Genomic DNA, 18,407 nt, shown 5'->3' on the forward strand with positions numbered 1-18,407 from the left:
GGGCCGCACTCGACCGGACATGGAAAAGGCCCGCCGCATCGCTGCGGCGGGCCCTTGGTCTTCAGCGTGAGCCGAAGCCTAGTAGCGGTAGTGGCCGGGCTTGAACGGGCCGGTCACCGGCACGTCGATATAGTCGGCCTGTTCCTTGCTCAGCACCGACAGCTTGGCGCCCAGCTTCTCCAGGTGGAGGAAGGCGACCTTTTCGTCGAGATGCTTGGGCAGGGTGTAGACCTGGTTCTCGTAGGACTTGGCGTTGGTCCACAGCTCGATCTGGGCCAGGGTCTGGTTGGTGAACGAGGCCGACATCACGAACGAGGGGTGGCCCGTGGCGTTGCCCAGGTTCACCAGGCGGCCTTCCGACAGCAGGATGATCTTCTTGCCGTCCGGGAATTCCACGTGGTGGACCTGCGGCTTGATCTCGTCCCACTTGAAGTTCTTCAGGCCGGCGACCTGGATCTCCGAGTCGAAGTGGCCGATGTTGCAGACGATGGCGTTGTTCTTCATCCGGCGCATGTGGTCGACGGTGATGACGTCCTTGTTGCCGGTCGCCGTCACATAGATGTCGGCCTTGTCGGCGACGTCGTCCAGGGTCTGGACCTCGTAGCCTTCCATCGCCGCCTGCAGGGCGCAGATCGGGTCGATCTCGGTGACGATCACGCGGGCGCCGCCTTGGCGCAAGCTGGCGGCCGAGCCCTTGCCCACGTCGCCGTAGCCGCAGACCACGGCCACCTTGCCCGACAGCATCACGTCGGTGCCGCGACGGATGGCGTCGACCAACGATTCACGGCAGCCGTACAGGTTGTCGAACTTCGACTTGGTGACGCTGTCGTTGACGTTGATGGCCGGGAACGGCAGCTCGCCCTTGGCGGCCATCTGGTACAGGCGGTGCACGCCCGTGGTGGTCTCTTCCGACACGCCGCCGATGGCGTCGCGGATCGCCGAGTAGAAGCCCGGCTTTTCGGCCAGGTAGCGCTTCATCACGGTATAGAGCGCTTCTTCTTCCTCGTTGGTCGGGTTGTTGAGGATCGAGGGATCCTTCTCGGCCTTGGGACCCAGCACGCACAGCAGGGTGGCGTCGCCGCCGTCGTCGAGGATCAGGTTCGGGTAGCCGCCGTCGTGCCACTCGAAGATCTTGTGGGCGTATTCCCAGTACTCGACCAGGTTCTCGCCCTTGAAGGCGAAGACCGGGATGCCGGCGGCGGCGATGGCGGCCGCGGCGTGGTCCTGGGTCGAGAAGATGTTGCACGAAGCCCAGCGGACCTCGGCGCCCAGGGCGGTGAGGGTCTCGATCAGCACGCCGGTCTGGATGGTCATGTGCAGGCTGCCGGCGATGCGGGCGCCCTTCAGCACCTGGGCCGGGCCGTATTCGGCGCGGGTGGCCATCAGACCGGGCATTTCGGTCTCGGCGATGGCGAGTTCCTTGCGGCCGAAATCGGCGAGCGAGATGTCCTTGACGATGTAGTCGGCCACGGTCGGCTCCTGCGGTCGGGGGATGGTCTTGAGGGCGGTCTATACCGCGCCTGCGCCCTTCTCGCAATTAAGGCATAAGGATTTCTTTATATGCCTGCGACAGTCGGACCTGTTCGACCTTGGCCCTATTCCACCTTGGCTTGATACGAGGTCGGCCAGTCGGACTGGCCCCGGCAGGCCGGCATGAAGGTGGAGCGGGTCATCGCGAAGCTCTGGCCGGTCCAGGCCCATTCGTCGGACTCGCCGCAATCGCCGACGCCGCGCCCCTTGTAGTAGGCGCTGAGCATGCGCGTCTTGGGATCGTAGCCGGCATTGACCGCCATGCCGTCGTCCACGGCCTCCAGCGGCGCGACCCTGGCCGCGCCGCCCTTGTTGTCGGCGATCACGAACAGCGAGGTGAAGTTGTAGGCGCCCGCCGAACAGGGAATCCGCCACAGCAACTTGTCGGCCGACAGGCGGTAGACTTCGGGTCCGGCGCCGGAGAAATCCGGCTCGGCGTCGCATTCGGCCTTGGCGATCAACGCCTTGACCTCGGCCGAGGGTTTGCCGGGAAGGCCGGCCTGGGCCACGGCCGGCGCCCGTCGCACCACCGGCATGGCCGGCTGAGGCGGCGTGGCCGACGACGGCTTGGCGCCCTTGGCGATCAGGGCCGTGACGCCGCCGGCCCGACCCTGGCGGTCATCGACGAAACGCAGGGCGGCGACCATCCCAGCCAGCGACACCACGCCCAATGTCTCGTCGCCCAGGCGAATGGAGAGCTCCGATCCGTTGCGGGCCGCGCCCAGGAACGGCCCGACCTGGGCGTCCGCGAGGGTGAGCCCGCCGTCGCGGTCGGCCTTGACGGTCAGGATCGTCCGGCCGTCGACGGCCAAGGCCAACGGCTTGCCGCGTATCGCCTGGGCCGTGTCGCCGAGCAGCTCCATCGTGATCCGGGCCGCCGCGTCCGGCGCGCCGGATCGGGTGAGCTCCAGGATCGCGAGCTTGTCGTCGCCATCCTCCGAGAACCCGTCGGCCACGCAGTTGCGGAGGTTGTCGCAGACCACGGCCCAATCCTTGACCTCGGTGCTGGCGAGGCTCGGCTGGGCGGCGCGAACGGCGAGGCCGGGCGCCAGGAGCATCAGGGTCGCCAGAACCAGACCTCGCCGGACCATGCCCCTATTCCTCCCGAGACCTCACCAGAAGCGCTTGGCCTCCGCGAAGGTCACATAAGCCCCTTGGGCCTCGGCCAGCAACTCGGCGTTGTGCTCGGCGGCGCCCGCCGTCAGCCGGCCGGCGGCGAAGGCGGCCTCGGGGTCGTCGCACGACAGCGCCACCTCCCGGGCCAGGGCCTCACGGCCGGCCTGGTCGTTGAGCAGGCCCAGGGCGTCCTGCAAGTCCTTGGTCGCCGCGACGAAGCGCTCCAGCCGCCTGGGGTGATCGGGGAACAGCCCGCCCAGGTCCTCGACGGCGTAGCGCAGCTTCTTGCCCCGGATACGCAGATGATGGCGGTCCTCGGGGCTGAGGGCGGCTAGGTCCCGACCGTCCTTGCGGATCTTCTTGCGGCGCTTGTCCAGGGCCTCGGCGGCGAAGGCGGCGGCGGGGCGGGCGCGGACCTTTTCCAGCCGCTTGTCGAGCGTCCAGGCGCCGGCCTCCAGCCAGGCGGCGGCGTCGATGGCGAGCGACCGGAAGCGGGCGCTGTCCACGGCCGCGTCGGCCCGGGCGTAGGCCTCCGTCTGAGCGGCCAGCAGGGCCTTGCCGAAGGCGGCCAGGGCGCGGGCCTCGTCCTGGGCGGCGGCGTCCGCCGGATCGTTGGCCGGCTGGCTCTCGACCGCCGGCCGCCAGACGTCGGCGATGAAGACATCCAGATTGCGCGCCGAACCTAGCTGGTCGGCCAGCCACTTCAGCTCGGCCTTGACGTGGACGGCAGCCGGATCACCGGCCAGAGCCTTGAAGGTGGAAAGGAGGGCGCGGAACCGGCGGGCGGCCACCCGCAGCTTGTGCACCCGCTCGGGGCCGGGACGGGTCCGAAGGGACTCGGCGGCGGCGCACAGGCGGCACAGCGCCGTGCGCCCCAGGGCCTGCAAGGCCTCGCCCGTGGTGGCGTCCAGGTCCAGCGGAGCTTCGGGGCGCGGACCGTCCGGCTCGTCCAGCGCCAGGGCGTAGCCGCGCTCGGCCTTGCTGACCAGCGACAGGCGCAGGGGCGCGTGGGCGGCGAGGTCCCGGGCCAGGTCGAACAGCACGCGCGGGGCGCCGGCCTTCAGCTCCAGCTCCAGCTCGCTGACCGCCGCCCGGCGCTCGTTGGCCAGCAGCTCGCCCTGGTCCAGAGCCGCCTCGATGATCGCCCCGTCGCGCTCGACCAGGCGGATCACCCGCCTGACATTGGTGGCGAAGACCGGGGTCAGGGCGTCGCCGTTGATGACCTTGGCGGCCGGGGTCTTGGCCAGCAGTTCGCGGTCGGGCTCGGGCCCGTCCACCGCGTTCTCCCACTCCCCGCGCGCGAACACCCCGCCCGACGAGGCCGATTTCAGGGTCTGCTTGCGGCCGTTCTCGCCGTCGCGCACCCGCAGGCCGAAGCCCGCCTTGCGCAGGGCGTGTTCGGCCGTGTCGAAATAGGTGGCGTCGAGCTGCCGCACCGCCTCCCGCCCTTCCAGGCGGGCCAGGACCGCGTTCGACGCCTCCGGGGCGATCAGGAACTTCAGCTCGATTTCGTGGTCCATGCGGCGATTATAACCGGGCTGGCGGTTTTTGGCTCCCCCAGCCCAGTCCGGGCAAGGAATTGAGCGCGTTCGCACGCGTCGCGTGCTTGCCAATCGGTGTGGCCGAGTCCAAACCTGCGCGCCATGACGCAGATCAACGCCGCCGAGCCCCGCTACGACTGGACGCTTCCCCAGGTGGAAGCTCTGTTCGACCTGCCCTTCATGGAGCTGGTCTTCCAGGCCGCCACCGTGCACCGGGCCTGGTTCGATCCGTCGGAACTGCAGCTGTCGCAGCTGCTGTCGGTCAAGACCGGCGGCTGCGCCGAGAACTGCGGCTATTGCAGCCAGAGCGCCCACTTCAAGACCGGCCTGAAGGCCGAGAAGCTGATGGACGCCGACGTCGTGATCGCCAAGGCCAAGGAAGCCCGCGACGGCGGCGCCCAGCGCTTCTGCATGGGCGCGGCCTGGCGCGAGCTGAAGGACCGCGACCTGCCGAAGCTCGCCGCCATGATCGGGGGGGTGAAGGCCCTGGGCATGGAGACCTGCGCCACCTTGGGCATGCTCACCCCCGAGCAGGCCAAGGAACTGAAGGACGCCGGGCTCGACTACTACAACCACAACCTCGACACCGGCCCCGAGTACTACGGCGACGTGGTCTCGACCCGCACCTATCAGGAACGCCTGGACACCCTGGCCTATGTACGCGACGCGGGCATGAGCACCTGCTGCGGCGGCATCGTCGGCATGGGCGAGACCCGCCGCGACCGCGCCAGCCTGCTGCGCCAGTTGGCCACCCTTCCCAGCCATCCCGACAGCCTGCCGATCAACGGCTTGGTGCCGGTCAGCGGCACGCCGCTGGGCGACGCGATCCTGAAGGACGGCGCCAAGGCCATCGACTCGCTGGAGTTCGTCCGCACCATCGCCGTGGCCCGGATCGTCTGTCCGAAATCGATGGTCCGCCTGTCGGCCGGCCGCGACGAGATGAGCCGCGAGCTGCAGACCCTGTGCTTCCTGGCCGGCGCCAACTCGATCTTCGTCGGCGGCAAGCTGCTCACGACGCCGCTGCCGAACATGGACGACGACAGCAAGCTGTTCCACGACCTGGGCATGCGCCCGATGGGCTCGGCGAAGGCGGTCGCGCCGGAAGCGGTGGCGGCGGAGTAGCAAGGTCGGCGCGACAGGTCGCTTCTAGCGCTCTCGCGTCTCGGCGCGCGTGACGTCGGCCGGGGCGGAACGGGAAACCGGGCCGCGCTCGCCGCGCGCCATGGCCACCGTCCCGGTCAGGGCCGCGGGCCTTGGGAAGAGAACCGCTTTCGGCCCCTCTCCAGGGCTTCCACCAGCTCTTGAAGCTCGACCACCCAGATATCCGGGATGCACAAGTCGCCGAGCGGCGTTTCCTTGGCCCTGAACATCTTGCGGCCGTTGAACGTGATCCACGACGATGGCCCACGCGGGCCGTCGACCCGCGTGATCTCGACACTCGTGATTTCCGACCACTGAAGACGCCGGGTCCTGCCGTCCATCTGCAGGGACACGCCCTCGGGCGACAAGGTCACCGATGGCGGATTGAAGCAGCGCCGCAGCAGGGCGTACGAACAATACCCCGTGAACGCCGCCAACAGCCCTACGAAGACGAGCACGACTAGGATGAATGGCCCGCCTCGAGTGACCAGGGGCGAAATATCGAATATGGCCATCTTCGCCAGGAAGAGGGTTCCCGCGCCAAACGCGGCCAAGGCGAGAACATTGAGCCCGGCCGAACTCCTGACCACGACAGGACGCTCCTGAGCATCGCCTATCCAGCGCGAGAGTTCGGAATCGGGTTTTTGCCGGCCCATGTTCGACGTCACCTTGGATTCAAGCCGGAAGGATGCGGCGCCAGCGCCTAGCGCTCCTCGTCGAACCGGTTCGACACCAGCTCCACCAGCGCCTCGACGGCGGCGTCGGCTTCCGGCCCCTCGGCTTCGATGTCGATGGTCGAGCCGATGCCGGCGGCCAGCATCATCAGGCCCATGATCGAGCGGGCGTCGACGGAGGTGCCCTCGCGGGCCACGGTGACCTCGGCGTCGAAGCCCGAGGCCAGCTTGACGAACTTGGCCGAGGCGCGGGCGTGCAGCCCCCGTTCGTTGACGATCTCGACCGTGCGCGTCGCCATGCGACTCACTTCTCTCCCGCGAGCACGTAGGAGGCCACGGAGATATATTTGCGTCCAGCCTCCTGGGCGTGGGCGACGCAGGCCTGCAGGGTCTCGCGCTGGCGCACGCTGGCCAGCTTGATCAGCATCGGCAGGTTCAGGCCCGCGATGACCTCGGCCTTGGTCTGCTCCATCACCGAGATGGCCAGGTTCGACGGCGTGCCGCCGAACATGTCGGTCAGCAGAATCACGCCGCCGCCGTCGGTGTCGACCGCGGCGCACGCCTTCAGAATGTCGGACCGGCGACGCTCCATGTCGTCTTCCGGACCGATGCAGATGGCCGCGACCGCGCTCTGCGGCCCCACCACATGCTCCATGGCGGAGACGAACTCCTCCGCCAGCCGCCCGTGCGTGACAATCACGAGCCCGATCATGCCTGATCTCTCAAACGGGATCCCCATAACCCGTGGCGGCCAGGGAGGGCCGCGCGGGTCGTCTTGATACGCTTGTTAGCCGGCGACTCCAAGATGCTCAAACATGCGTCCGATTTTCCCCGGCGCGGCGGGTTCCAGAGGCCACAGTTCGAAGACCGGCACGGAGACGCCCTCGATGTCCTCGAACATGGGGTCGGGGAGGCGCTCCACCGCCTGCGGCCGATCCACGCAGCGGACCAGGATCTCGATCCGGCAGAACGGCAGGTGCGGCTGGGCCAGCACCCCCACGCCCCGCGCCTCGATCAGGCCGGCCAGGGCGTCGGGCGCGCGGCCGTGGAGCTTGCCGCCCGAGACGAACACCAGGGTGCGGTCGTCAGCCACCAGGGAAAAGCCCTGGTCCAGGGCCCGCAGCGCCAGGTCGCTCTTGCCCACGCCGGACGGTCCTTCGATCAGGGCCCCGCGCCAGGCGCCGGCGATCCGGCGGGCGATCAGGCCGGCGTGGCGGATCATTCGCGTCCGCCGCCGTCGCGCTGGGCGTCGCGTTGACCGTGGTGATGGCCCTGGGCGCCGGCCTCGGGCAGGTCGACCCGGAAGCGCGCCCCGACCACATTGCCCTCGGCGTCCTTGCGGTTCTCGGCCCGCATGGTCCCGCCGTGCGCCTCGACGATCTGGCGGGCGATCGACAGGCCCAGGCCCGAATTGCCGCCGAACGCCTTGCCCTTGGGCCGCGAGGTGTAGAAGCGCTCGAAGATGGTCTCCAGGTTTTCGGGCGGGATCCCCGGGCCGTCGTCGTCGACCGTGACGATCAGCCGGTTGTGGTGGTCGCGCAGGCCGTGGTCGCGGGTCAGGGTCACCCGCACCTCGCCGTCGGCGGCGCTGAACGAGCGGGCGTTGTCGATCAGGTTGCGGAACACCTGCCCGACGGGGGTCTCGCGGGCCACGATCCGGGCGTGCTGGGGCGCGGCCTTGGCGTCGAAGGTCACCCGCACGCTGCCGGGGGCCTCGCCGGGCCGCAGCTGGGCCTCGTAGAGGTGGATCACCTCGGCCAGCAGCAGGTTCAGCTCGAAGGCGCGGGGCGCCTCGCGCGACAGCTCCGCGTCCAGTCGCGAGGCGTTGGAGATGTCGGTGACCAGCCGGTCCAGCCGCGTGACGTCCTGCTGGAGGATGGCCAGCAGCCGCGCCCTGGCGGCCGGGTCGGTGACCAGATCCAGGGTCTCGATGGCCGAGCGGATCGAGGTCAGGGGATTCTTGATCTCGTGGGCCACGTCGGCGGCGAAGCGCTCGATGGCGTCCATCCGCTCGGACATGGAGTCGGTCATCTCCTCCAGGGCCCGCGACAGGTCGCCCAGCTCGTCCTTGCGGTCGGAGATGTCGGGCAGGGAGATGGCCCGCGCCCCGTCCAGGCGCACGCGGTCGGCGGCGCTGGCCATGCGCAGCACCGGCTGGGCGATCAGGCGGTTGAGCAGGAACGACGAGATCAGGGTGGTGGCCGCGGCGATCAGGGCGAAGGGCAGCAGGGCCTTGCGCTCGGCGGCGATGATCTGGTCGACGTCCCCGGCTTCGAGGGTCAGGACCCCCAGGACCGCGCGCACGTGCTGGATCGGGATCGACACCGACACCACCCGCTCGCCCATCTCGTCGCGGCGCGTGCCGGCCACGGGCTCGCCCAGCTTGGCCTGGGCGATCTCGGCGGCCAGGGCGTCGCGCGCCGCCTCGGCCGCCAGGGGGCGGGCGTCGGGATCGTCGGTCTTCAGGCCGAAGGCGCTCTGCCCCGGCTTGCGGGCCGGCGGCAGGACCTTGGACTCCACCCGGTCGGCGACGATGTAGCTGTCGGCCAGCTGCACGCCGTTGGCGTCGAACAGGCGCGCCCGCTGTGAGCGCGGGATGAACAGCCGCTCGAGGATGGCGCTGGCCTGGTCGGGGTCCAGGCGCGGCTCGGGGTCGCCCTCGGTGGCGGCCAGGTCGATGACGTTGGCGATCAGCTCGCCCTGGGTGGTCAGGCTGTCGATGCGCGCCTGAATCAGGCCGCTGCGCAGCTCGTTGAGCACCAGCGCCCCGCCCAGCAGCACGGTCAGGGCCAGGACGTTCAGCCCGATGATCAGCCGGCCCAGCCGCGAGCCTTTCGGCCACGCGAATCTCGGCCAGCCGACCTGAGGCCAGGTCACCCGCCGTTTCGGCCGATCTGCGAGGTCCGATCCCACGGCGGGATCAGGATTCGCGGTAGCGGTAGCCGACGCCGTACAGGGTCTCGATGGAATCGAATTCCGGATCGACCTGGCGGAACTTCTTGCGCATCCGCTTGATGTGGCTGTCGATGGTGCGGTCGTCGACATAGACCTGATCGTCGTAGGCGGCGTCCATCAGGTTGTCGCGGCTCTTCACGAAGCCGGGGCGCTGGGCCAGCGACTGCAGCAGGAGGAACTCGGTGACCGTCAGGCGCACCGGCTTGCCGTCCCACAGGCTGTCGTGACGCGCCGAGTCGAGCGTCAGCTTGCCGCGCTTCATGATCTTGGAGTTGGCCGCCCCGGCCGCGCCGACGGTGGTGTCCTCCTCGTCCGGACGGGCCCGGCGCAGCACGGCCTTGACCCGCTCCAGCAGCAGGCGCTGGCTGAACGGCTTGTGGATGTAGTCGTCGGCCCCGAGGTTGAAGCCCAGGATCTCGTCGATCTCGTCGTCCTTGGACGTCAGCATGATCACCGGGATCTCGGTGGTCTGACGCAGGCGGCGCAGCACTTCCATGCCGTCCATGCGCGGCATCTTGACGTCGAGGATCACCAGATCGGGCGCCTGGCTCTCGACCGCGTCGAGCCCCGACGCGCCGTCATAATAAGCCTTGACCACATGCCCATGGCTTTCCAGGGCCAGCGAGACCGAAGCGACGATGTTCTCGTCGTCGTCGATGAGAGTAATGTCGGCCATAGAGCCCTATGGGTCCTTTCGCGGTTTGCCTGCCGATACTATCGACCGGCGCCTCGCCCTACAACGCGTGGCGCGGCAAAGCTTTCCCCGCCTTTTGCGGCTCCAGCGTGGCGTCAATGCGGCGCACCCCGGCCAAGGCGGCCCTTCGGCAACCTCACCTTAAGGTCTTGTATCCCATAACAGCCGCTCGGGGAGCCCTTTGCCGATGAGCGACCAAGTCCATTACGAGCTGTTCGTGCGCCGCAAGCCCGGCGCGCAGTGGACGCTCGACATGGCCACCGAGATCCGCACCCACGCCCTGGCCACGGCCGAGGAGGCGCTGGAGCAAGGCCGCGCCGTCGCCGTGCGCGTCAGCAAGGAAACCCTCGACCCCGAGACCCGCGAATACAAGTCGATCTCGATCTTCACCAAGGGCCTGGTCGACGGCGGCAAGCCCAAGAAGGTCCAGGAAGACCTCGACCCGCTCTGCGTCCAGCCCGCCGACCTCTACACCGCCCACGCCCGCGACCGGATCGGCCGCCTGCTGGACGGCTGGCTGGCCCGCCACAACGCCACCCCGTTCGAGCTGCTGCACCGCCCCGACTTGGTCGAGAAGCTGGAAGCCTCCGGCACCGACCTGCAGCACGCCCTGCAGAAGATCGCCATCCCCGAGGCCGAGGCCCGGGGCATGTCGGTCCACGAACTGATCCGCACCTTCCAGGGCCTGGTCGAACGCACCGTCGCCAACCTGATGAAGGCCTTCAAGAAGGGCCAGCTGCCGGACCTCGACAAGGAAGGCTTCGCCCGCGCCGCCGAGCGCCTGGTGGCCGATCCGGACCGCGCCTTCCTGCTAGGGGCCGGGGTCGCCGCCTCGATCGCCCCGGGCAAGAACTGGTCCGAGAAGATCGCCCGCCTGCTGGACCTGGCCGATGCGGCCCCGACCGAGCCCAAGGCCCGCGCCGCGGCCCTGGCCGCCATCGAGACGCCGCTGTCGGAGATCATCGGCTCCAAGGCCGGCATGGCCGACCTCCTGGGCGAGAACGACGCCGACCTCGGCACCACCCTGGCCGCCATGACCCGCCTGTCGGGCGGCGCCCAAGTCGAGGGGTTGATCAAGATCGAACCCGGCGTGCGCAACTGCATGCCGGAGCTGTCGGGCACCGCCAAGCGCCTGGGCGAGTGGCTGGCCAAGGACGAGTTCCCGGCCGTGCGCCTCTCGATCGCCAAGCGGGTGCTCAAAGAACTGAACGGCGTGCGGCGCCTGAAGCCCTCGGACGCCGAGGCCGAGATCGAATATCTGCGCGCCCTGGCCATGGCCCTGACCGCCGCCGCCGGCCGCATCCTGCCGCCGGAAGACATCACCAGCGCCTTCACCACCCGCTCCAAGACCCTCCTGAACGGCGAGTTCATCGAGGCCCTGCTCGGTCGCGACCGCTCGTCGCGCGAGGAGATCCAGATGCTGATCCGCCTGGCCGAGAACGTCATGGGCGCGGTCAACAAGCGCATGGCCGCCCGCTGGCTGTCGGCCAATGTCCTGGCCCTGCGCTTCGAGCGCGAGCTGCGCCAGGGACCGGACTCGCCGGCCGCCAAGCTGGCGGCGCTGGCGGCCCTGCAGAGATCGCTGATCCGCTCGGGCCTGGTGGTCGAGGACTACGAACCGCTCTGCGCGCGCCTGGGCGAAGTGGGCGGCATGATCGAGGCCGACGCCCGCCTGATCCAGATGCTGGTCCGCGCCCCCGCGCCCCTGCCCCAGAAGATGGCCCTGCTGATCAAGCTGGCCATGGGCGAGGCCGGTCCCAGCGGCCCGGTCGCCGACAAGGCGAAAACCGAAGTGATGAAGCTCGCCCGAGCGCCGGAATCCCGCGAGGAACTGGCCGGCTCGCCCGAGACCATGGACCTGCTCAAGGGCATGGTGACGAAGGCGGCGGCTTAGGGATTATTGCCCCTCTCCCAGAGGGAGAGGGAGGGACCCGTCGCGAAGCGATGGGAGGGTGAGGGGTTACGAGGCTTGACGGCGTGCCGGCGCTCCGTCGAACGCCGTAACCCCTCACCCCGACCCTCTCCCTCTGGGAGAGGGGGCAATCACCCCCCCAGCGCCGCCTTCAGCGCCTCGACCGCCCGCTCAACGTCGCCGTCCGCCATGCCCGGATACAGCGGCAGCGTCAGGCACCGCGCGTACCAGGCGTCAGCCCCCGGCAAATCAAGGACGCCATAGCGGGCCTGGTAGTAGGGCTGGCTGTGGACCGGGATGTAATGGACCTGACTGCCGACGCCCTTGGCCTTCAAGGCCTCGACCACCGCGCGGCGGGTGGTTCCCAAGGCTTCGAAGTCGATCAGCACGGTCAGCAGGTGCAGGGCCGGGTCGGACCAGGCGGGGCTGGCGGCGAGCTTCACACGCGCCTGGCCTGACAGTTGCTCGACGTAGAGCGCTGTCAGCGCCTTTCGCCGCGCCACAAAGCGGTCGAGCTTGGCGAGCTGCGAGATGCCCAGGGCGCAGAGCACGTCGGGGATGCGGTAGTTGAAGCCGAGCTCCGGCATCTCGTACCACCACGGATCGGCCCCGGCGGGGCGAACCATGCCGTGGCCGCGCAGGGACCGCGCCCGCGCCGCCAGGGCGGCGTCGTTGGTGGTCAGCATGCCGCCCTCGCCCGTGGCGAGCGTCTTGACCGGGTGGAACGAGAAGCTGGCGAAGCTGGAATAGGCGCCGTCGCCGACCGGATGGGCGACGCCGTCGAAGGTCCCGACCGAGCCCAGGGCGTGGGGCGCGTCCTCGACCAGCACCGCGCCGACGTCGTCGGCCAGGGCCTTCAGGGCCGGCAGGTCGCAGACGTCGCCGCGCAGGTGCACCGGCAGCACCGCCTTCACCCGGCGGTCGCCTGCGCGTTTCAAGGCTTCAGCCAGGGTGTCGGGCGTCATCAGGCCGCTGCCCGGATCGACGTCGGCGAACACCACCTCGGCCCCGACATAGCGGGCGCAGTTGGCCGTCGCCAGAAAGGTGACCGAAGGGGCGATGCAGACGTCGCCCTCCCCCACGCCCAGCGCCAGCATCGCCAGGTGCAGGGTGGCGGTGCCGTTGGCCACGGCGATGGCGTGCTCGGCCCCGACCTTCTGCTTGAAGGCGGTCTCGAAGGCCTCGACGGTCGGGCCCGTCGTCAGGAAATCGGCGCGCAGGGCCGCCGCCACCGCCGCCACGTCGTCGTCCTCGATGGTCTGACGGCCGTAGGGGAGGAACGGCAGGTCCGACATCCTAGGCCTTCTCGGCCAGCATGGCGTTCAGGCCGTCCTCGCTGAGCCAGTCGTCGTTGCTGTCGCTGCTGTAGGAGAAGCCCTCGGCCACGTCCTTGGCGCTCGCCTCGCCCCGGAAGGGCTTGCGCGGATATTCCACGAAGGTGGGCTCGATCACGTAGCGGTCTTCCAGCTCGACCGTGGCGCGGGCGTCGTCGGCGCTGATCATCATCTCGTGCAGCTTCTCGCCCGGACGGATGCCGACGATCTTGACCCCGGCCCCCGGCGACATGGCCTGGACGAGGTCGGGCATGGTCATGGACGGGATCTTGGGCACGAAGATCTCGCCGCCGCGCATGATCTCCAGCGACGACAGCACGAACTCCACTCCCTGGTTCAGGGTGATCCAGAAGCGGGTCATGCGCGCGTCGGTGACCGGCAGCTCGGTGGCCCCCTGGCTCAGCAGACGCTTGTAGAGCGGCACCACGCTGCCGCGCGAACCCACCACATTGCCGTAGCGCACCACGGCGAAGCGCGTGCCGATGTCGCCCGACAGGTTGTTGGCCGCCACGAACGTCTTGTCCGAGGCCAGCTTGGTGGCGCCATAGAGGTTGATCGGGTTGCAGGCCTTGTCGGTCGACAGGGCCACCACCTGCTTCACGTGATTGGTCAGGCTGGCCCAGACCACGTTCTCGGCGCCCAGCACGTTGGTGTGGATGCATTCGGACGGGTTGTACTCGGCCGCCGGCACCTGCTTGAGGGCGGCGGCGTGGATGACGATGTCGACCCCGCGCAGGGCCAGGGTCAGGCGCTCGCGGTCGCGCACGTCGCCGATGAAGAAGCGCAGCTTGGCGTAGATTTCCTCGCCGAAGAGCTCGCGCATCTCCAGCTGCATGTCGCTCTGCTTCAATTCGTCGCGGGAATAGATGATGACCTTACGCGGCTTGGCGCGTCGCAGGACGGTCTCGATGAAGCGGCGGCCGAACGAGCCGGTGCCGCCGGTCACCAGGATGACCTTGCCGTCCAGATCGAGGGTTTTCGGTGAAAAGCGCCCCAATTTCAGCCTCCTGAGCCCCCGGCGGCCATCATACGCGCACGGGACGAGTCATGGTTAACGGCCCTTTATCCGCGCCAGACGTAAAGAGGACGTCAACCACGTCGTGCCACAAGGGCTCATGCGCCGCGCCCTGACCCTCTCCGCCCTGTCCCTGCTGGCCGCCGCCAGCCTGGCCGCTCCGCCCGCCTTCGCCGGTCACGGCAAGGAGGAGAAGAAGGCGCCGCCGACCTATCTGGCGCTCCAGCCCCTGACCGCCACCACCATCCGCCGCGACGGCCGCCGGGGCGTGCTGACCCTGGAGGTGGGGGTGGAGGCCAAGGACCCCAAGCTGATGGAGTTCACGCAACAGTCGGAGCCCCGCCTGCGCGCCGCCTTCGTCCAGACCCTGATGACCTACACCGCCGGCATGCCGCGCGGCGCCCCGCCGGACCTCAACTACCTGGGCGTCAAGCTGCAGGACGCCGCCGACAAGGCTTTGGGGAAGAAGGGGACGAAGGTGCTGCTGGGCTCGGCGATGGTGAATTGACAGCTTCTTGACGCCGCCGACGCTTTCGCCATGCCACTATGGCCTGGGAGCGCCGCCGTGAACATTCGCATTTTCCAGCTCGTCAGACTGCACCTGGCCGCCATTCTCGCCGCGCTGCTCGTGCCCGCGCTGTATTTCCTCTACGGACGGTACATATCCAGCTATTCGCAGACCCAACCGGAGAAATGGGCCAGCGACGCGGCGGGCTTCCTCAAACTCACGGCGCCGATCATCTACGGCGTCGGATGGGGCCTACGCTTGATCCTCGATCGACTGGGAAGGCGCTCGAGGATCGACACCTTGATGGCTGCGGCAGCGCTGGGAGCCTTGGCGACCCTGATGGTTTTGGCCTGGCTTCATCTGCAGCAGGACATGCCCCTTGATGTGGCGGACGTGACCTTGCCCCTGATCTGCATGGCGATGTTCGTCCTGCCGGCGACCCTCTTTGTCCTGATCGCAGGTCCCCAGACCCCTACTTCTTCCGCCGCGCCCGGAAGAACCCCCGCAGCAGTTCGGCGCTTTCCTCCGCCATCACCCCGCCCGTGACCTCCGGCCGCCAGTGGCAGGTGGGCTGGGCGAAGAACTTCGGACCGTGCAGCACCGCCCCGCCCTTGGGGTCCTCGGCGCCGAACACCACCCGGCCGATGCGGGCGTGGCTGATGGCGCCGGCGCACATGGCGCAGGGCTCCAGCGTCACCACCAGGGTGAGGTCGGTCAGGCGATAGTTTTCCAGCTTGGCGGCCGCGATCCGCATGGCTGCGATCTCGGCGTGGGCCGTGGGGTCATGGGCGCCGATGGGACCGTTGCCGGCCCTGGCGATCACCTCGCCCGTCCTCGGATCCAGGATCACCGCCCCCACCGGCGTCTCGCCCCGCGCGGCGGCGGCGCGGGCCTCGTCGAGGGCCAGGGCCATGGCGGCTTCGTCGGTGAGCGGGAGGTTCGAAGGTGGAGCGACAGCGATGATCAGGACTCCGGTGTCAACAGGCGGACATAGCCGGCCAGGCCCATGTCGACGGCCCTTCTAGCAAGCTTCGCATCGGCCGTGACCAGGGCGAGGCCACGCTTACGCGCTAGGGCCAGGTAGACGGCGTCGTAGGTCGAAAAGCTGCGCTCGGCCGCCAAGTCATAGGCGAGGCCGGCCAGATCGCCCAGGGAGACGACCTCATGGATCAAGAGCGGAAGCCGCGCGATAGCGTCGCGCGCGACCGCCGTCGGAACAAGGCCGCGTCGGACGAACTTGATCGCGACCGAGGCGAACTCGGCGAAGATCAGATCCGGCACGATCATCCGCGCCCCGGACTTTATGAACGCACGCGCCACGATTGAACCTGGCCCCGGGAAGAAATGGTCTGCAGCGACCGAGGCATCCAGCACGACCTCACCGGTCATCACTGTCCCGGTCCTCGCGGATCAATTCGGCGCTGGAGATCATGGATGGCTTCGAAGCCTTCTGAAACCAGTCGAACATCGCCGCGAGCCGATCCTCGGCCAACTGGTCGAGCAGGGCGGCGCAGGCGCTGACCCGGTCGCCGCCGTTGGTCTCGACATGATAGTCGATCATGCGCAGGGCGCGCGAACTGAGCACGCCGCGCGACAACACAATCGCCTCTGCGTCTCGATGTTCAAATGGCGCGCGCTCCTCGGCCATACCGCCAGGCAAGTCATCCGCCCTGACGAAGCTGATCCTCCGCGCCGCGCGGTCGAGCGCTGCGGTCTTCCATCCCGCGTCGAGCCAAGCAGCGGCGTGCGAGTGCCCGACGCGCGTGTTCGACCACCAAGCCGGATGTTCGTAGGCCGAAGCTGGCAGAGCGAAGCTCAGGATGCGCTCAATCTCAGCGAAATCGAGACGCACCTCGCCGTGCTGGAAAGTTCCTTCCAGATAGCGCTTCAAGGGCTCGTACTTCATAGCGCGGAGACCTCCAACATATACTTAGTATATACTATTTTGACACACTGTCACCTTGATCCCCATTCGGATCGGCGCCATCAGGAAGCCGCCCATCGTGAGATGCGCCCAGCCCTTGAAGGACGACGCCATGACCGAGAAATACCAGCCCCACCTGCATGACAACGCCCTCCTGGGTCAAGACGACCACGAGATCGGCGAGGGCGGAGAGGGCGAGCGCGTCGCCAAGCTGCTGGCCCGGTCGGGCGTGGCCTCGCGGCGCGAGGTCGAGCGGCTGATCGAGAGCGGCAAGGTGGCGCTGAACGGCACGGTGCTGACCACCCCCGCCGTCAAGGTGCGCCCCGGCGACATCCTGACCGTCGACGGCAAGATGGTGGACGAGCCCGAGCCGACGCGGATCTTCCGCTACCACAAGCCCACGGGCCTTCTGACCTCGCACAACGACCCGCAGAACCGGCCGACGGTCTTCCAGACCCTGCCGCGCGACCTGCCGCGCGTGATCTCCGTCGGGCGCCTGGACCTCAATTCCGAAGGCCTGCTGCTGCTGACCAACGACGGCGAGCTGTCGCGGGCGCTGGAGATGCCGCAGAACGCCTGGCAGCGCCGCTACCGGGTGCGAGCGTTCGGCGTCACCACGCAGGAAAAGCTGGACCGCCTGCAGAAGGGCATCACCATCGAGGGTGTGCGCTACGGCGCCATCGAGGCCCGTCTCGACAAGGCCCAGGACAAGGCCGGCGGCAAGAACCTCTGGATCACCGTCACCCTCAGCGAAGGCAAGAACCGCGAGGTCCGCAAGGTGCTGGAGGCCATTGGCCTGAAGGTCAACCGGCTGATCCGCCTGTCCTACGGCCCGTTCGCCCTGGGCACCCTGCTGCCGGGCCAGGTCGAGGAAGTCGGCCCCCGGGTGATCCGCGAGCTCTTGGAAGGCATCGTGCCCACCGAGAACATGCCCACCGGCGACAAGCCCAAGTTCGGCGGCGTGGCCGAGCCCCTGAAGGCGCCGGGCCAGGCGGGCGGTGGCGACGTCCAGCGGCGCGGCGTGCCCCGGGCCGGCAAGCTGACCTCGGCGGCCGTGATCACGCCCGAGGAGAAGGCCGAGCCCGAGAAGTTCGTCCGCAAGCCCGGCTGGGCCAAACCCAAGAAGAAGCCCGTCATCGTCGCCAAGACGGGCGCGAAGCCGGTCGCGAAGTCGGGTCCGGCCAAGGCCGGCGCGGGAAAGCCGGGCGCGCGTCCGGGCAAGAAGTCCATCGAGACCAAGATCATCGGCCCCAAGGCCCTGTCCCCGCGCGAGGCGGCCAACAAGCGGGTGCGCGACAAGGCCCTGGCCGAGAAGACCGCCGCCAAGGAAGCTCGCCCTGGGAAGACTGGGGGCAAGCTGTCGGGCGAAGCTCCGGCCAAGGCCGCCAAGCCCGGCGGAGCGCGTCCGGGGGCCAAGCCGAGCACGGTTCGCAGCGGTCCGCGTCCGGGCGGCAAGCCGGGTGGCCCGCGCCCGAGCGCCAAGCGCTGAACTCATCCACGGCTGTCATCCCGGGCGCACCCCGGCGAAAGCCGGGGGAAGACCCGGGACCGATGCGTGAACTCAGAGCTTCGGGTCGGTCCCGGATCGGCGCGCTACGCGCTTGTCCGGGATGACACCCTAAGAGCTGCAACTACCGCTCCAGCCCCGCCAGCACCTTCGGGTCGCGCTTGGCGAGGTCGATGATGCGCTCGATCAGGGCGTCCTTGCTTTCCAGGGCCAGGCCGTCGCGCAGGCGGGCCAGGCGCTCGCGGACATAGCCGCGCCCGGTGGCGTCCAGCAGGTTGGCGGCCACGACCACCGCCGCCTGGTGCTTGCAGGCCCCGAACTTCTCGAAGCCCGGGCAGGTGCAGGCGCCCTCGCCGTCGGGGGCGCGCAGGGTGACCACATAGAGGTCGCCGCCGCTGCCGGTGACGTGGGCGGCGACCGCCTCGTCCTCGATGGCCACCAGGTCCACCGCCCCCTGCTCGGCCATGGCCGCGCCGCTCTCAAACCAGCGCTCGTCCATGCGGCCGCGCCAGGCGTCCACGTCGAAGAGAGTGTCGGCGGCGCTCATGCGGGGCTCC

General features: G+C 69.0%; 20 protein-coding genes and 1 pseudogene. 5 read left to right on the forward strand and 16 right to left on the reverse strand.

Annotated elements, in window-relative coordinates; translation table 11 throughout:
- Positions 1-78: 78 nt before the first annotated feature.
- The 3 genes from ahcY to AC07OA_RS04635 form a co-directional block, all read right to left on the reverse strand.
- Positions 79-1,470, reverse strand: a complete 1,392-nt coding sequence (gene ahcY, locus AC07OA_RS04625) for an adenosylhomocysteinase (RefSeq protein ID WP_494662584.1) — start codon at positions 1,468-1,470, stop codon at positions 79-81.
- A gap of 125 nt (positions 1,471-1,595) precedes the next feature.
- Positions 1,596-2,621 (reverse strand): DUF1176 domain-containing protein, encoded by a 1,026-nt coding sequence (locus AC07OA_RS04630; RefSeq protein WP_494662585.1) that lies wholly within the window; start codon positions 2,619-2,621, stop codon positions 1,596-1,598.
- Between the two features lie 21 nt (positions 2,622-2,642).
- Complete coding sequence (locus AC07OA_RS04635; RefSeq protein WP_494662586.1) at positions 2,643-4,166, reverse strand: CYTH and CHAD domain-containing protein; 1,524 nt, start codon at positions 4,164-4,166, stop codon at positions 2,643-2,645.
- Positions 4,167-4,289: 123 nt separating this feature from the next.
- On the opposite strand from AC07OA_RS04635, the gene bioB reads away from it, so the two are divergent.
- Complete coding sequence (gene bioB / locus AC07OA_RS04640) at positions 4,290-5,309, forward strand: biotin synthase BioB (RefSeq protein WP_494662587.1); 1,020 nt, start codon at positions 4,290-4,292, stop codon at positions 5,307-5,309.
- A gap of 116 nt (positions 5,310-5,425) precedes the next feature.
- Here bioB and AC07OA_RS04645 read toward each other — a convergent pair whose 3' ends face one another.
- The 6 genes from AC07OA_RS04645 to chvI form a co-directional block, all read right to left on the reverse strand.
- A complete protein-coding gene (locus tag AC07OA_RS04645) occupies positions 5,426-5,995 on the reverse strand; it encodes a hypothetical protein (RefSeq protein WP_494662588.1) in 570 nt (189 codons plus the stop codon).
- 35 nt (positions 5,996-6,030) lie between these two features.
- On the reverse strand, positions 6,031-6,309 hold the full coding sequence (locus tag AC07OA_RS04650; RefSeq protein WP_494662589.1) for an HPr family phosphocarrier protein: 279 nt from the start codon (positions 6,307-6,309) through the stop codon (positions 6,031-6,033).
- The gene (locus AC07OA_RS04655; RefSeq protein WP_012288621.1) at positions 6,306-6,713 is read right to left on the reverse strand and encodes a PTS sugar transporter subunit IIA; all 408 of its coding nucleotides are present in this window, start codon (positions 6,711-6,713) and stop codon (positions 6,306-6,308) included. The genes AC07OA_RS04650 and AC07OA_RS04655 overlap by 4 nt, the downstream gene beginning before the upstream one ends.
- A 75-nt stretch (positions 6,714-6,788) precedes the next feature.
- Positions 6,789-7,223: an HPr kinase/phosphorylase gene (locus tag AC07OA_RS04660; RefSeq protein ID WP_494662590.1), complete on the reverse strand. Its 435-nt coding sequence runs from the start codon at positions 7,221-7,223 to the stop codon at positions 6,789-6,791.
- Positions 7,220-8,914 (reverse strand): two-component sensor histidine kinase ChvG, encoded by a 1,695-nt coding sequence (gene chvG / locus AC07OA_RS04665; RefSeq protein ID WP_494662591.1) that lies wholly within the window; start codon positions 8,912-8,914, stop codon positions 7,220-7,222. Before chvG ends, AC07OA_RS04660 begins: the two co-directional genes overlap by 4 nt.
- Positions 8,915-8,921: 7 nt before the next feature.
- Positions 8,922-9,632, reverse strand: coding sequence for a two-component response regulator ChvI (gene chvI / locus AC07OA_RS04670; RefSeq protein WP_494662592.1), 711 nt, complete (start codon positions 9,630-9,632; stop codon positions 8,922-8,924).
- A 205-nt stretch (positions 9,633-9,837) separates the two neighbouring features.
- Between chvI and AC07OA_RS04675 the strand changes: the two genes are divergently transcribed.
- Complete coding sequence (locus AC07OA_RS04675; protein WP_494662593.1) at positions 9,838-11,544, forward strand: hypothetical protein; 1,707 nt, start codon at positions 9,838-9,840, stop codon at positions 11,542-11,544.
- Between the two features lie 4 nt (positions 11,545-11,548).
- Here AC07OA_RS04675 and AC07OA_RS04680 read toward each other — a convergent pair.
- The 3 genes and pseudogenes from AC07OA_RS04680 to pseB all read right to left on the reverse strand — a co-directional run.
- Positions 11,549-11,662: pseudogene (locus AC07OA_RS04680) on the reverse strand (hypothetical protein); the annotation flags it as partial.
- A gap of 31 nt (positions 11,663-11,693) precedes the next feature.
- Complete coding sequence (gene pseC / locus AC07OA_RS04685) at positions 11,694-12,857, reverse strand: UDP-4-amino-4,6-dideoxy-N-acetyl-beta-L-altrosamine transaminase (protein ID WP_494662594.1); 1,164 nt, start codon at positions 12,855-12,857, stop codon at positions 11,694-11,696.
- Position 12,858: 1 nt separating this feature from the next.
- Positions 12,859-13,893: a UDP-N-acetylglucosamine 4,6-dehydratase (inverting) gene (gene pseB, locus AC07OA_RS04690; protein WP_494662595.1), complete on the reverse strand. Its 1,035-nt coding sequence runs from the start codon at positions 13,891-13,893 to the stop codon at positions 12,859-12,861.
- A gap of 118 nt (positions 13,894-14,011) precedes the next feature.
- Between pseB and AC07OA_RS04695 the strand changes: the two genes are divergently transcribed.
- The gene (locus tag AC07OA_RS04695; protein ID WP_494662596.1) at positions 14,012-14,419 is read left to right on the forward strand and encodes a hypothetical protein; all 408 of its coding nucleotides are present in this window, start codon (positions 14,012-14,014) and stop codon (positions 14,417-14,419) included.
- A gap of 57 nt (positions 14,420-14,476) precedes the next feature.
- Positions 14,477-14,965, forward strand: coding sequence for a hypothetical protein (locus tag AC07OA_RS04700; RefSeq protein ID WP_494662597.1), 489 nt, complete (start codon positions 14,477-14,479; stop codon positions 14,963-14,965).
- Here AC07OA_RS04700 and AC07OA_RS04705 read toward each other — a convergent pair.
- The 3 genes from AC07OA_RS04705 to AC07OA_RS04715 are packed head-to-tail and all read right to left on the reverse strand — an operon-like array spanning position 14,892 to position 16,325.
- Complete coding sequence (locus AC07OA_RS04705; RefSeq protein ID WP_494662921.1) at positions 14,892-15,380, reverse strand: nucleoside deaminase; 489 nt, start codon at positions 15,378-15,380, stop codon at positions 14,892-14,894. The genes AC07OA_RS04700 and AC07OA_RS04705 overlap by 74 nt on opposite strands.
- A 2-nt stretch (positions 15,381-15,382) precedes the next feature.
- Positions 15,383-15,808 carry a type II toxin-antitoxin system VapC family toxin gene (locus AC07OA_RS04710; RefSeq protein WP_494662598.1) on the reverse strand — a complete coding sequence of 142 codons (426 nt, stop codon included), beginning with the start codon at positions 15,806-15,808 and terminating at the stop codon, positions 15,383-15,385.
- Positions 15,798-16,325 carry a DUF7662 domain-containing protein gene (locus AC07OA_RS04715; protein WP_494662599.1) on the reverse strand — a complete coding sequence of 176 codons (528 nt, stop codon included), beginning with the start codon at positions 16,323-16,325 and terminating at the stop codon, positions 15,798-15,800. Before AC07OA_RS04715 ends, AC07OA_RS04710 begins: the two co-directional genes overlap by 11 nt.
- Before the next feature lie 130 nt (positions 16,326-16,455).
- Between AC07OA_RS04715 and AC07OA_RS04720 the strand changes: the two genes are divergently transcribed.
- Positions 16,456-17,832, forward strand: coding sequence for a pseudouridine synthase (locus tag AC07OA_RS04720; protein WP_494662600.1), 1,377 nt, complete (start codon positions 16,456-16,458; stop codon positions 17,830-17,832).
- A 142-nt stretch (positions 17,833-17,974) separates the two neighbouring features.
- Here AC07OA_RS04720 and AC07OA_RS04725 read toward each other — a convergent pair whose 3' ends face one another.
- Entirely contained in the window at positions 17,975-18,397 is a 423-nt protein-coding gene (locus AC07OA_RS04725) for an SWIM zinc finger family protein (RefSeq protein ID WP_494662601.1), read from the reverse strand.
- Positions 18,398-18,407: the final 10 nt, after the last annotated feature.

It is taken from the genome of Caulobacter sp. GW821-FHT09B08 (assembly GCF_059418225.1).

Bases quoted from the DNA above. Each gene is read 5' to 3' on its own strand.
- AC07OA_RS04630 (WP_494662585.1), bottom strand. From the start codon at position 2,621: ATGGTCCGGCGAGGTCTGGTTCTGGCGACCCTGATGCTCCTGGCGCCC.
- AC07OA_RS04635 (WP_494662586.1), bottom strand. From the start codon at position 4,166: ATGGACCACGAAATCGAGCTGAAGTTCCTGATCGCCCCGGAGGCGTCG.
- bioB (WP_494662587.1), top strand. From the start codon at position 4,290: ATGACGCAGATCAACGCCGCCGAGCCCCGCTACGACTGGACGCTTCCC.
- AC07OA_RS04655 (WP_012288621.1), bottom strand. From the start codon at position 6,713: ATGATCGGGCTCGTGATTGTCACGCACGGGCGGCTGGCGGAGGAGTTC.
- AC07OA_RS04660 (WP_494662590.1), bottom strand. From the start codon at position 7,223: ATGATCCGCCACGCCGGCCTGATCGCCCGCCGGATCGCCGGCGCCTGG.
- chvI (WP_494662592.1), bottom strand. From the start codon at position 9,632: ATGGCCGACATTACTCTCATCGACGACGACGAGAACATCGTCGCTTCG.
- AC07OA_RS04675 (WP_494662593.1), top strand. From the start codon at position 9,838: ATGAGCGACCAAGTCCATTACGAGCTGTTCGTGCGCCGCAAGCCCGGC.
- pseC (WP_494662594.1), bottom strand. From the start codon at position 12,857: ATGTCGGACCTGCCGTTCCTCCCCTACGGCCGTCAGACCATCGAGGAC.
- AC07OA_RS04695 (WP_494662596.1), top strand. From the start codon at position 14,012: ATGCGCCGCGCCCTGACCCTCTCCGCCCTGTCCCTGCTGGCCGCCGCC.
- AC07OA_RS04710 (WP_494662598.1), bottom strand. From the start codon at position 15,808: ATGACCGGTGAGGTCGTGCTGGATGCCTCGGTCGCTGCAGACCATTTC.
- AC07OA_RS04715 (WP_494662599.1), bottom strand. From the start codon at position 16,325: ATGAAGTACGAGCCCTTGAAGCGCTATCTGGAAGGAACTTTCCAGCAC.
- AC07OA_RS04720 (WP_494662600.1), top strand. From the start codon at position 16,456: ATGACCGAGAAATACCAGCCCCACCTGCATGACAACGCCCTCCTGGGT.
- AC07OA_RS04725 (WP_494662601.1), bottom strand. From the start codon at position 18,397: ATGAGCGCCGCCGACACTCTCTTCGACGTGGACGCCTGGCGCGGCCGC.